The sequence below is a fragment of the Methanobrevibacter sp. genome, assembly GCF_045120835.1.
Taxonomy (GTDB): Archaea; Methanobacteriota; Methanobacteria; order Methanobacteriales; family Methanobacteriaceae; genus Methanocatella.
The window spans coordinates 1-12,293 of record NZ_JBGVFE010000016.1 but is presented as its reverse complement, the minus strand read 5'-3'; the positions used below and the strand labels follow the sequence as shown (position 1 = coordinate 12,293).

13 protein-coding genes are annotated in these 12,293 nt (G+C 35.2%); 10 read left to right on the top strand and 3 right to left on the bottom strand.

All coding sequences use genetic code 11. The features are described from left to right. Nucleotides 1-26: 26 nt before the first annotated feature. The 3 genes from ACJMLO_RS01890 to ACJMLO_RS01880 all read right to left on the bottom strand — a co-directional run bounded on the left by ACJMLO_RS01890 (nt 27) and on the right by ACJMLO_RS01880 (nt 4,081). Nucleotides 27-1,226, bottom strand: coding sequence for a DegT/DnrJ/EryC1/StrS family aminotransferase (locus ACJMLO_RS01890; protein WP_405293370.1), 1,200 nt, complete (start codon nt 1,224-1,226; stop codon nt 27-29). Beyond that, a complete protein-coding gene (locus ACJMLO_RS01885) occupies nt 1,223-3,118 on the bottom strand; it encodes a polysaccharide biosynthesis protein (RefSeq protein WP_405293368.1) in 1,896 nt (631 codons plus the stop codon). The genes ACJMLO_RS01890 and ACJMLO_RS01885 overlap by 4 nt, the downstream gene beginning before the upstream one ends. A gap of 102 nt (nt 3,119-3,220) precedes the next feature. Beyond that, a complete protein-coding gene (locus ACJMLO_RS01880) occupies nt 3,221-4,081 on the bottom strand; it encodes a coenzyme F420-0:L-glutamate ligase (RefSeq protein ID WP_405293420.1) in 861 nt (286 codons plus the stop codon). A 75-nt stretch (nt 4,082-4,156) separates the two neighbouring features. On the opposite strand from ACJMLO_RS01880, the gene ACJMLO_RS01875 reads away from it, so the two are divergent. The 10 genes from ACJMLO_RS01875 to ACJMLO_RS01830 all read left to right on the top strand — a co-directional run. Beyond that, on the top strand, nt 4,157-4,729 hold the full coding sequence (locus tag ACJMLO_RS01875; RefSeq protein ID WP_405293366.1) for a pyruvate kinase alpha/beta domain-containing protein: 573 nt from the start codon (nt 4,157-4,159) through the stop codon (nt 4,727-4,729). A 123-nt stretch (nt 4,730-4,852) separates the two neighbouring features. Next, nucleotides 4,853-5,989 (top strand): cell division protein FtsZ, encoded by a 1,137-nt coding sequence (gene ftsZ / locus ACJMLO_RS01870; RefSeq protein ID WP_405293364.1) that lies wholly within the window; start codon nt 4,853-4,855, stop codon nt 5,987-5,989. A 111-nt stretch (nt 5,990-6,100) separates the two neighbouring features. Then, the gene (locus ACJMLO_RS01865) at nt 6,101-6,280 is read left to right on the top strand and encodes a protein translocase SEC61 complex subunit gamma (RefSeq protein ID WP_405293362.1); all 180 of its coding nucleotides are present in this window, start codon (nt 6,101-6,103) and stop codon (nt 6,278-6,280) included. Nucleotides 6,281-6,512: 232 nt separating this feature from the next. Continuing rightward, nucleotides 6,513-6,983, top strand: a complete 471-nt coding sequence (locus ACJMLO_RS01860; RefSeq protein ID WP_292600718.1) for a transcription elongation factor Spt5 — start codon at nt 6,513-6,515, stop codon at nt 6,981-6,983. Further along, nucleotides 6,983-7,468 carry a 50S ribosomal protein L11 gene (locus tag ACJMLO_RS01855; RefSeq protein ID WP_405293360.1) on the top strand — a complete coding sequence of 162 codons (486 nt, stop codon included), beginning with the start codon at nt 6,983-6,985 and terminating at the stop codon, nt 7,466-7,468. The genes ACJMLO_RS01860 and ACJMLO_RS01855 overlap by 1 nt, the downstream gene beginning before the upstream one ends. Nucleotides 7,469-7,642: 174 nt before the next feature. Next, complete coding sequence (locus ACJMLO_RS01850; protein WP_405293358.1) at nt 7,643-8,281, top strand: 50S ribosomal protein L1; 639 nt, start codon at nt 7,643-7,645, stop codon at nt 8,279-8,281. Further along, a complete protein-coding gene (locus ACJMLO_RS01845) occupies nt 8,281-9,294 on the top strand; it encodes a 50S ribosomal protein L10 (protein ID WP_405293356.1) in 1,014 nt (337 codons plus the stop codon). Before ACJMLO_RS01850 ends, ACJMLO_RS01845 begins: the two co-directional genes overlap by 1 nt. Before the next feature lie 61 nt (nt 9,295-9,355). Next, on the top strand, nt 9,356-9,664 hold the full coding sequence (rpl12p, locus tag ACJMLO_RS01840; RefSeq protein ID WP_405293354.1) for a 50S ribosomal protein P1: 309 nt from the start codon (nt 9,356-9,358) through the stop codon (nt 9,662-9,664). A gap of 329 nt (nt 9,665-9,993) precedes the next feature. Next, nucleotides 9,994-11,289 carry a hypothetical protein gene (locus tag ACJMLO_RS01835; RefSeq protein WP_405293352.1) on the top strand — a complete coding sequence of 432 codons (1,296 nt, stop codon included), beginning with the start codon at nt 9,994-9,996 and terminating at the stop codon, nt 11,287-11,289. Nucleotides 11,290-11,435: 146 nt separating this feature from the next. Continuing rightward, nucleotides 11,436-12,293 (top strand): DEAD/DEAH box helicase family protein (locus ACJMLO_RS01830; RefSeq protein ID WP_405293350.1); only part of this gene is annotated, 858 nt, incomplete at its 3' end.

Sequence of the window (12,293 nt, the reverse complement as noted above, 5' to 3'; positions counted from 1 at the left end):
GTTATATTTCTCTTATTATAAATAATTTAGTAATTCTCCAAAATTTCAAGTAGGTTTTGGCAGATGTAATCCACTTCTTCATCGGTTAGTGTGGAATAAATCGGCAGACTTATCTCATTTTCAAAAAGACTGTATGCATTAGGATAGTCTTTGATGTCGAATCCCAAATTCTTATATGCGGTTAATAGGGGAAGCGGTTTGTAGTGGACATTTGTGCTTATTCCGCGTTCTTCCATTTCAATGATAATTTTATTTCTCTCTTCTAAAGTGATATCCTTAAGTCGTGTCAGGTACAGGTGGCCGGATGAGGTATGCTTTTCTCCGGTATGTCTTGGCACAATTACTCTTGTGTCCCTAAATGCCTCTTCATACCTTTTAACAATTTCGTGCCTTCTTTTTAACATTGATTCATATCTTTTCAGTTGTCCAAGACCAATTCCTGCCTGGATGTCGGTCATGTTGCATTTGTATGCTGGAATCAGAATGTCATATTCCCATGACCCTTTTTGGGTTTTTTCCAGTGCATCTTTGGTCTGGCCGTGAAGTGAATAAATCTGATAATCCTTATAAAGTTTCTCGCTGTCAATGCCCTCATGTGCCTTCCAGCTGACCGCTCCTCCTTCGGCTGTGGTGAGGTTTTTGACGGCATGGAATGAAAAGCAAGTAAAATCGGCAAGAGTTCCTGCCTTTTTACCATTTTGAATGGCTCCAAAACCATGGGCTGAGTCTGCTACAACAATGATTCGATTAAATGCTTCTTGCAAATCATTTGAAGGGACAAACAAATCCTTTTTAGCTTCAATCACTTCAAAGATTTTATCATAATCGCATAATATTCCTGCAATGTCGACTGGAATTATGGCCTTTGTTTTTTCGGTTATTGCATCGGCCATCTTTTCATAGTCCATCTCTTCCCTGTCGATTTGGCTGTCCACCATTACAGGTGTTGCTCCCACGTGACATATTACGCTGCAGGAAGCGGTATATGTATATGCGGGCACAATCACTTCATCGCCTTTTCCGATTCCCAATACTCGTAAAGTCATCTCCAAAGCGGTTGTTGCCGCACTTAGACAAACTGTCTTGTCGCAGTTGCAATATTCGGTTATTTGCCGTTCGAATTCCTTTGTTTTTGGTCCGGTTGTAATCCATCCGGATTTCAATGCGGCTATTACTTCTTCGATTTCTACTTCGCTTATGTCAGGGGGTGAAAATGCTATATTCATTGTACGTCTCCATTAACTTCTTGTGGTTCCTTATAAGTTGGAACACATTTTTTCATGGTTTGCTTTATCTCCTCTTTGGATGTGCTTTCATCATCGATGATTTTCCTAAACATGTCAAGTTTATTTTCAATGTCGTCCATTGTAAAGTCCATTGATTCTGTGATGAATATCTTTTCATGCTTGGTTTCCTGCAGGTTTTCTTCATTCATCAGCAGTTCTTCATAAAGCTTTTCTCCAGGTCTCATTCCTGTAATTTCAATGTCCATATCCTCTCCAAGGGTGTAGCCTGACAGTTCAATAAGGCTTTTTGCCAGGTCATAAATTTTAACAGGCTCTCCCATATCCAAAACGAAGATTTCTCCGCCTTCAGCATAGGTTATGGCCTGCAGCACTAATGCCACCGCTTCAGGAATGGTCATGAAAAACCTTGTAATTTCTTTATGTGTCACGGTAAGCGGACCTCCATTTGCCAACTGTTTTTTAAACAGGGGCACGACAGAGCCATTACTTCCAAGCACATTTCCAAAACGCACTGCAACGTATTCTGTGTCGCTTGATTTGTCTTTTGCCTGAATGATCATTTCACAAAGTCTTTTGGTGGCTCCCATGATGTTGGTCGGGTTGACCGCCTTGTCTGTTGAAATCAGTATGAATCGCTTGACATTGTATTTGTCTGAGCAGTTTACAAGATTGTATGTTCCAAATACATTGTTCTTAATCGCTTCAGTTGGATTGTTCTCCATTAGGGGAACATGCTTGTGTGCAGCTGCATGAAAGACAATTTCTGGAGTGTATTTTTCAAATATTGAATCCAGCCTTTCTTTTTCACGAATGTTTGCAACTATTGCGCGTATGTCATCATTCGGATGATTTGTTTTCAGTTCAAGCTCAATGTCATATAGGCTGTTTTCGTAATTGTCCAGTAAAAGCATTTGTTTTGGATTGTGCAGCATTATCTGGCGGCAAAGCTCTGATCCGATTGATCCTCCAGCACCGGTTACCAGAACAACATGGTTTTGAATCAGGCTTTTGATGTTGTGGTTGTCAAGCTTGATCGGGTCTCTTCCAAGCAGGTCTTCAATTCCCACATCCCTTAGGCTGTGATAGAGGTTTTCTTCGGTAATCAGTTCTGTCAGGCTTGGAAGAATTTTTACCTTTGCCCTGGTTTTGCTGCAGATTTCAAGTATTTCCTTTTTGTTTTTGTTGTCAATGTTTACTATTGAAAAGAAGATTTCATCAACATCGTTAGCTTCACAAATCTTGACAATATCGTTTCTTGCACCAATAATCCTGACTCCGGCCACGGAATATCCGATACGTTTCTTGTTGTCGTCAATGATTCCGATTATTTCGTACTGGCCTTTGAGTGTGGAATTGATGGTCTTTATTATGTCGTTTGCTGAATATCCTCCACCTATAATCAGGAGTTTTTTCTTTTGTTCGCTCGGATTTTTAATTCCTCTGCTTGCGGCATCGGATAGGAGAACATATTTGATAATCAAACGGTAGGCAACCATGATTATTCCAATTACCAAACCGATAATCAAGTTCAGCTTGATTGAAGGATTTACCATTTTTAAGAACAGGTCCTCTATCAGCGAGACTATAAGTGAAGAGATTAGTGACAGGATAATGTATAACAGGTAATCCTGATTATTCTCATAACGGATAATGTTTGTATATCTTTTTGCCAGTCTGAATATGATTTGAAAAACAATTATGGCCAGAACAATGCTTATTAGGATTTCATTCCTTGTTATTGCACTTGTAGGCTGCATTAGAAATGAATCAGTAATCAGCACTGACACGAGATAATACCCGAAAATGATTGAAATGCAGTCCATCAGGGGCAACAGGTAGTTTCTATATTTTGCAATAGCGTCCACGTTCACAAAAATCATTCCGTTATTTTATAATAATATGTAATTTGTTATATAAAAAGTGAAATATAAAACTTTCTTTCAATGATTTGACCTAAAAGCATTGATTTTAATTCATTTGATTTTTCTGATGATTACAGCAGGTGTATGAGTGATTGAATCAAGGTCTTCTATTGTCACTTCATCAATTTCAGAACCCAGAACCTCTTTGACGCTATGGATGGTTTTCATTTCTGTTGAAAGTGATTTCTGATAGTCTTCAGCAATATTGGCTATCTTCAGTGCAGTTTCAACATCCATTTTTTCACTACATCCTAATGGTGTCGATCCCATATTTTCAGACAGCTGTCCTTTCACATAACCGTAGAATCCGTTGTCGGCATCAATGCCTTCAATCGCTATCGGAAGGCCTGTGAAGTACTTTCCGTTTTTCATGTAGGTTGCATCCGTGTCAATAATCATCACGCATATGTCTTTTGAAATTTCATCTTTGATTTCACATGCGACCCTTTCGGGGTTTTCCGGAAGAAGTGAAACAAAAGTTCCCGGAGCATTGCTCAAGTCAATTCCCGCTTCGGAAGCAGGTTTTAGCGCATGCTTTAGGCCATACAATTGGAGAACCACTTCCTTGTGTGCTTCAGTTTCTTTTGGAAGCTTTCTCAGGTTTTTGATGGTTCTTTTTTTGATTTTCAAAAGGGGCCCTAAAACATAGCCCCACAGGTACTTGCTCCAGACTGTTGTCAGGAATTTTGCAGTTAGGGAAGGCCTGTATTTTGACTCATCAACCAGTCGGTTTTGTGAAACTGAAATTGGAGTTTCTGCAATGACCAGATAATCATTGTCATTCATCAATTCCCTTGCAGGTTCGATTATACAATCCAGACTATCATTTGGTTTGATATATCCGGTTTCGATAGGTATTACAAGATAATCCCCATTCTTCACATGTTTGATATTTTCAAGTTCTGAGTCAATCATAAAAATCTTTATTAAAAATTATATTAATATAAAGTAATAGAGTTTTAAATAATTATCTATTGGGATGAAAATATGGAAAGAAAGTTCATAACATATTTTGAAAAGCAAGGAAATGATTATACAAATGAATTAATTAAGGCTGTTAGTGACAAATTGGAATCTTCTAAAAACATTAAAAGAGTACTGATCGCTTCAGCAACCGGTGCATCAGCATTGAAATTATATGAGGCCGTTGATGATGATATTGAAATAATCAACGTTACTCATCACATGGGATTCAGCGGTGAAAACCAGCCCGACATTTCTGATGAAATGGTTGAGGAGCTCGAAAATGTTGGAATAAAAACTTATTTCGGGGCTCATGCATTCAGCGGTGCTGCAAGAGGCGTAACTAACAAATACGGAGGATTCTCTCCTTTGGATGTTGTGGCCGATACCTTGAGGATGTTTTCACATGGTATTAAGGTTGCAGCTGAAATCTCCATAATGGCGGCCGATGCGGGATTAATTCCTGTTGGTGAAGACATAATTGCCATTGGAGGTAGAGGACACGGCGTTGATAGTGCAGTTATTTTAACTCCGGTCAATGCAAAGGATCTATTCAATTTAAAGTTTCATGAAATTATTGCAATGCCGAAAGATTAAAATATTTTTTTAATTTCATCGGTAATTTTTCATATTTATATAGTAATTAGTTGCATTTAAATATGAGTTATCATAGATATATATAACAATAATTTTAATTAGCAGAGTATGTGGGGTTAAGTTGTGAAATTTATAGATGATGCAATCAAAGAATCTGAACAAAGAATGGAAGAACAAGCGCCAGATAAAATCTCCTCTGATATTGATGATGAACTTATCGACATTATGAAAGGCGTTAAAACTAATATATTTGTTGTTGGAGCTGGAGGAGCAGGAAACAACACCATTTCAAGATTAAATGAAATGGGTATTGAAGGAGCTACAACAATTGCAGTAAATACTGATGCTCAAGATTTATTTTACAGTCAATCTGGTAAAAAAATCCTTTTAGGCAGACAAACTTCAAAAGGATTGGGTGCTGGTGGAGAACCTTCTGTCGGTGAAGAATGTGCTGAAGAAAGTGAAGATGAAATTAGAGATGCATTAGATGGCGCAGATATGGTTTTCGTTACTTGCGGTCTTGGTGGAGGAACCGGAACAGGTTCAGCACCGATAATTGCTAAAATCGCTAAAAAATTAGGTGCATTAACTGTTGCTGTTGCTACTATGCCGTTTTCTGCAGAAGGTATTAAAAGAAGAGAAAATGCTGAATTAGGCTTAGAAAAACTCCAAGAAGCTGCTGATACTGTTATTATTATCCCTAATGATAAATTATTAGAAGTCGCACCAAATTTACCTTTAAACAAAGCATTCATGGTGTCTGATGAGATTTTAGGAAGAGCTGTTAAAGGAATTACAGAATTGATTACCAAGAAAGGTCTTGTAAGTTTAGACTTCGCAGACATTAGAAGTATCATGAGCGGCTCTGGAATGGCCATGATTGGTATGGGCGAATCTGAATCTGGAGACAGAGCTTTGGAATCTGTACATGAAGCATTAAGCAGCCCATTATTAGACATTGATATTTCAAATGCTACAGGTGCTTTAGTTAACATATCAGGTAGTTCTGATTTAACATTACATGAAGCTGAAAAAATCGTCCAGGTTGTTGCTGACAAATTGGATCCTGAAGCCAATATTATTTGGGGTACTCAAATCGATGAAAGTCTCCAAAATGTTGTCAGAACCACTGTGGTTGTTTCAGGAATTGAATCCAATCACGGTTCAATTGATGAACCTGATATTGAGGATATTGATGAAGCTCAGGAATCTAGTTCAGCTAGTGACCAGTTAGATGATTTTATTGATGGAATTTTCTAATTCTATCTAATTTTATTTTTTTATAAAATGCAAAGCTTTATTAATGTTTAAGATTATAAATTATTTTATTACCATTATTTTATTATCATAAATTTTATTTCGGGTATTCAAATGGATTTTAAAGAAAGTTTTAATAAGTTTATAAAAGATGCAAAAAGAGTATTAAAAGTATCAAGAAAGCCTGATTGGCCTGAATACAAGGATTTGGCTAAAATTTCAGCTATTGGAGTAGTTGTTATTGGCGGTATTGGTTACATTATCGTCTGTTTAGGTTCCTTAATAGGTATCTAAAACTTCTCTCTTATTTTTTTGATCTTTTAAATTTTTTTTATTGCATACTTTTTTGTCAATAATATTAGTTTTTTGAAAACTTTTAAATACTATAATTTATCATAAATATTATTATTATAAAAATCTTATTTTTTTCAGAAATTTTTCTCTGAAAATAAGTGCTTTATAATATTTTTAACTTAATGTATGATTTTATTAACAAGTAAAAATTTAAAAAATAGGTGAATTTTTCATGGAAGATACTAACAGTTCCATATATGCTCTAAAGACCTCTGCGGGTCAAGAAAGAAATGTTGCAAGACTTCTAGCACGTAAGGCTAGAACCATTGACGGTGTAGGCATTTCTGCAATTCTTGTTCCGGAATCTTTAAAAGGATATATTTTGGTTGAATCTTCAACAAAAATCGATCTAAGGAACCCTGACTTAAAAGTACAACATTTAAGAGGGGTTGTAGAAGGTAGTGTCGGCATTACCTTTGAAGAAGTAAAAAGATTCTTAAAGCCAGAACCTATTATTTCCTCTATACAAAAAGGAAGTATTGTCGAACTTATTTCTGGTCCATTTAAAGGTGAAAGAGCAAAAGTGGTTCGTATTGATGAATCACGTGAAGAAGTCGTTCTTGAGTTAATAGAAGCGGCAGTACCTATTCCGGTTACTGTTAAAGCTGATCAAATTAGAATAATTCAAAAGGAGGCTGACTGATGGCTAAAGATACAGTCGAAGTTCTTATCGAAGGTGGAACCGCTACTCCAGGGCCACCATTAGGACCTGCTTTAGGACCTCTCGGTATTAACATGATGCAAGTGGTAGAAGAAATCAACAAAAAAAGTGCTGACTTTGCAGGAATGAAAGTCCCTGTAATCATCAGCGTTGATAGAGATACTAAAGAATTTGAAATTGAAATTGGTACTCCTCCAACTACTGCACTTATCATGGAAGAATTAGGCATCGAAAAAGCTTCTCATGAGCCAGGTTTAGACATCGTCAATGATGTCCCTATCGAAACCGCTTTAAAAATCGCTAGAATGAAATTCGATTCATTACTTGCTAACGATTACAAAGCAGGTGTTAAAGAAGTTATGGGAACCTGTGTAAGTATGGGATTATCTGTTGATGGTAAAGACCCAAGAGAAGCACAAAAAGATGTTGATGCTGGAGTATACGACGATATTTTATTATCTGAATAAATATTGTCATTTAAAATTTAAATTAAGTTAATAAATACAGTGTATATGATGTTATAAGTCAATTATAATTGATATACTGTTTTTAATTCATGCAATCGTTTAAGAATTTTTTTCTTGTAATCGATTCTCATGAAACCAAATTACCAATGAACATAATGTTCATGGGGGATGAATATGACACAAGATGTAGTAAACGCGGTGAAGGAGGCAAAAGAACAATCAAAGCCGAGAAACTTCACTGAGTCCGTAGATATTATTGTTAATATCCGTGACTTAGATGTCAAAAAGCCAGAAAATAGGTTTAATGAGGAAGTTACTCTTCCTAACGGCCGTGGCAAAGATGTAAGTATCGGAGTCATAGCTGACGGGGAACTCATTGTTCAGGCTAAAGATGCTGGTCTTGATGTTGTAATCAACAAAGCGGATTTAGAAGAGTTTGGAAAAGACAGAAAAGCTGCCAAAAAAATGGCTAACTCTGTAGATTTCCTTATTGCTCAAGCAGATATGATGCCATTGGTAGGTAGATTCCTAGGTCCAGTTCTTGGTCCTCGTGGAAAAATGCCAAAACCAGTGCCTGCAAGTATCAAATTAGATCCTCTTTTAGAAAGATTACAAAATACTGTCAAAGTTGGCGTAAAACAACAAGCAAGTATTCAGGTTGTTGTTGGAAGCCAGGACATGTCAGACGAGGATATAGCTGAAAATGTGGAAACTGTTCTTACAGTCTTGGACCGCAATTTAGAAAAAGGAAGAAGTCAAATAAAGTCCATGTTTATTAAAACAACTATGGGACCAGTAGTGAGGGTGATCTAATGGCTCATGTTGCTGAATGGAAAAAGGAAGAAGTTATAGAGCTAAAAGGTATCATTGACAAATACGACGTTATCGGTATTGTCGATTTAATGAACATTCCTGCAAAACAGCTCCAGGAAATGAGGAAAGCTCTCCTCGGCAAAGCTGTTATCAGAATGTCCAAGAAAAACCTTATTGATTTAGCTTTTGAAGATTGCAATGCTGATAAAACCAACATTGTTGATTTATCTGAACATATGGATGGTCAAGTTGCACTTATCGCAACCGAAATGAATCCTTTCAAATTGTACAAAATATTGGAAGACAGCAAAACTTCTGCTCCTGCTAAACCAGGAACTATTGCAACTGATGATATTATTGTACCTGAAGGGGACACCGGATTTGAACCAGGTCCATTTTTAGGTGAATTGCAACAAGTAGGAATTCCTGCAAAAATCGACAAAGGAAAAATATGCGTTCAAAAAGAAACTGTTGTAGTCGCAGCTGGTGAAGAAGTATCCAAACAAGTTGCAGCAACTTTATCAAGAATGGATATTAATCCGATGGAAGTAGGAATTGATTTAAAAGCAGTATATGAAGAAGGATCTGTTTATACTTCTGATTTACTCGCAATCGATGAAGAACAAACATTAGCTGACGTTCAAAATGCATTCAGAAATGCATTCAACTTATCTGTTAACGCAGCAATACCTACTGATGAAACTATTTCCACAATTATTACTCTTGCATACACCAGAGCTATTAACTTAGGTGTACAAGCAGCAATAATGACCTCAGAAACTTCAGAACCAATTATCGGTTTAGCACAAGCTAAAATGTTAGCATTAGCATCCGAAGTTGCAGACGCACCTGGTGCTATTGACGACGAATTAGCTGACAAACTTTCCAACGTTGCTGTAGCAGCTGCTCCAGCAGTGGAAGAAGTCGTTGAAGAAGAAGAGGAAGAAGAAGAGGAAGAAGAAGAAAGTAGTGAAGAAGAAGCAGCAGCTGGGTTAGGAGCTCTGTTCGGTTAAAATTATAATAATTTTATTATTTAATAAAAACTAACACTTTAAAAAAACTAATGGTGATAACATGGAATATATATATGCGGCAATGATTTTGCACAGTGCAGAAAAAGATATTAACGAAGAAAATGTTAAAAGTATTATCGAAGCAGCAGGAATTGATGCTGACGATGCTAGAATCAAAGCATTAATTGCAGCTTTAGAAGATGTTGACATCGACGAAGCTATGGAAACTACTGCTATGGCAGCAGCAGCACCTGCAGCTGCACCTGCAGCAGCAGCTGACGCAGCTGAAGAAGAAGAGGAAGAAGAAGAGGAAGAAGAAGAAGCTTCTGAAGAAGAAGCAGCAGCTGGATTAGGTGCTCTCTTCGGATAGATTTTTTAAATCTATCACCTATTCTTTTTTTTATTTTTTCTTTTTAATTGAATATTTTTGTTATTTTTGAATTTTGTTTAGTAATTTCTTTAATCTAACATTTCATTCTAGTTTTAGGTTAATTATTATCGAATTGACTATTTTTTCTATTATATTATGTTTTTCTCGTGTTTTTAAGGGTTTGTTGATGCATTTAATTCTTTCGTCAGATTCTGTAATGTAAAGTAAATAGATGTTAGATTCGTAAATTGTTGTATTAAAAATATTTATAGTTTATGTAATCATAGTTTATAATAGAGTTTAATTAGTTGAATTTTTTGGTGGGTCATATGGGGAAAAATAATAAAAATTCAAATGAATCTGCATATAGTTCGGAATTAGAAAAATACCTTGATGGACAAGATAATGATTCATCAGATGATTTGAATTTTGATGAGGAGTCTAGTTTTCAAACTTCTAATATTGGAGGTTCCAGATTAGATGAATATGTTGGTATCGATGATGATGAAGAAGAGTATGGGGAGATTAAATATTGTTCTATCTGTGGTAAAGAATTAAAAAAGTTCAATTATGGCGATAAATGTGATGATTGTGTTAAAAAATGCGAATTGGTCACTGAGATTAATGAATTGTTGGATTACATATCTCCCTCTGAAGAATTAAAAAGGGATGTCTTATTGGATGCTGGTTTTGATGAACTAAAATTAAACATTACAGTTTCAAATTTGTTGGATGAAAATTTAATTGTTTTAGGTTCAAAGGGCATTTTTTTAACCGATGTTAAAACATTAAATAGGTTTTTTAGGGTATATGGTTCTAGTACTGATATTCTTGATGAATCTATTTATAAAAATTTAATGTTTTCAGAGGATTTTGTAGATATTAGTCAATATTCTGATTTGGTCCAGATAATGTTCAACCCAAGAAATAATAAATGGGAAGTTAATTTGTTTAGGGATGGTAGGGCAGTTGTTAAAAAGTTTTTTGCTGGTCTCATAGATGCTAATAATTATGCTACACGTTATTTAAAGGAAATGGGCGAACTTAATAATCTTCATGATAAGAAACCAGTTGAACAACAACAAGTAAAATATAAACGATCAAAGCATAAATTTGTTATTTTCAGTCCAAAACGTAACCAATGGTTTGTGAAGGTAAAAGGTCATGTGGGGTCTAAAATTGTTGGTTTCTATGATACTGAAGAGGAAGCAGTTATTGCTCGTGATGAGTATATCCGGAAAAAAAGAGAAAATCAAGCTAAACTCCGACGTAAATTTGTTAAAAAGGAATCTGATGCGATTATTTCATTTAATGAAAGAGCCAATCAATGGGTTGTTAAAGTAAAGAAAAAAAGAGGATTTAAAAAATTGGGATATTATGATACTGAAGAGGAAGCAATAGCTGCTAAAAATGAGTATTATGGAATTGGTATTGAAATGGAACTGGATAATGTCCCTATGTTTAATGAAGGAGATAAGGTTCAAGTAACCTCTGGTCCATTTGAATTTAATTTTGGAATTGTCACAGGATTTAATGAGGAAAGAGATTCATTTATTGTAAAACTTGAAAATCCAGACGTTTCTCTTCCAATTTTTATTAAATCAGACAACTTAAGGTTAATCTAACTACTTTTTCTTTTATTTTTTTAAATTTTAAAAACTATTATATATACTTAACCACATATTATACATTAGTGTCAATATTATGTGCTGATATCAATTTTTCTATTTGAAAGCAATTTTTTATATTGGTACAATATTGTGGGGTTGGTTTGTTGTTAAAAAATGCGGACATCAAGTTTAAATATGATTCTGATAAGGATAATCTAGTTGAGGAGTTCTATATTCCTGTTTTATCAAATTCTATTGAATATTATAGAATGTCAGGATATTTTTCATCTTCTTCATTAGCAATTTCTGCACGAGGGATTGCGGATTTTATTATTAATGGTGGAAAGATGAAATTATTATGCAATGCACAGTTAACCAAGGAAGATTATGAAATTATTGAAGAAACCAATCAAAATTCTGTAGATTACATTCAACGATTGTTTATAGATGATTTGCATAGCATTGAGGATGAATTTATTAAAGATCATGTCAAAGCGTTGGGATGGATGTTGGCTAATGGGTTTTTGGAGATAAAAATTGCCATACCTAAAGATAAAAAAGGCATATTCCATTCTAAAGTGGGAATTTTAAAAGATAATGAAAATAATCGGATTTCATTCAGTGGATCAGATAATGAAACTGCTGCAGGTTGGTTATACAATATTGAAGAATTTAAAGTTTTTAGATCATGGGATTCTGGTGAAGAGAAATATGTTGAATCTGATTTAAACACTTTTAATGATTATTGGAATGGAATTACTGAAAGAACAGACATTATTGATTTGCCTTCTGCTGTTAAAGACGAACTAATTGAATTTGCACCAATATCTAGAAAAGAGTTGGTGGTAATATCTAGAAAAACTAGAAAGCCAATAAACTTAAGGGAGTATCAGGAAGATGCTATTGACTCTTGGTTTGCTCATGATTGCAGAGGATTATTTGAAATGGCGACTGGTACCGGCAAGACAATTACTTCATTATCTGCTTTTAAACAATTGTCCAGTACTAAGGATAAGTTA

Excerpts from the sequence above, each read along its gene's own strand:
- ACJMLO_RS01890 (WP_405293370.1), bottom strand. The coding sequence starts at position 1,226 with ATGAATATAGCATTTTCACCCCCTGACATAAGCGAAGTAGAAATCGAA.
- ACJMLO_RS01875 (WP_405293366.1), top strand. The coding sequence starts at position 4,157 with ATGGAAAGAAAGTTCATAACATATTTTGAAAAGCAAGGAAATGATTAT.
- ACJMLO_RS01865 (WP_405293362.1), top strand. The coding sequence starts at position 6,101 with ATGGATTTTAAAGAAAGTTTTAATAAGTTTATAAAAGATGCAAAAAGA.
- ACJMLO_RS01860 (WP_292600718.1), top strand. The coding sequence starts at position 6,513 with ATGGAAGATACTAACAGTTCCATATATGCTCTAAAGACCTCTGCGGGT.
- ACJMLO_RS01855 (WP_405293360.1), top strand. The coding sequence starts at position 6,983 with ATGGCTAAAGATACAGTCGAAGTTCTTATCGAAGGTGGAACCGCTACT.
- ACJMLO_RS01850 (WP_405293358.1), top strand. The coding sequence starts at position 7,643 with ATGACACAAGATGTAGTAAACGCGGTGAAGGAGGCAAAAGAACAATCA.
- ACJMLO_RS01845 (WP_405293356.1), top strand. The coding sequence starts at position 8,281 with ATGGCTCATGTTGCTGAATGGAAAAAGGAAGAAGTTATAGAGCTAAAA.
- rpl12p (WP_405293354.1), top strand. The coding sequence starts at position 9,356 with ATGGAATATATATATGCGGCAATGATTTTGCACAGTGCAGAAAAAGAT.
- ACJMLO_RS01835 (WP_405293352.1), top strand. The coding sequence starts at position 9,994 with ATGGGGAAAAATAATAAAAATTCAAATGAATCTGCATATAGTTCGGAA.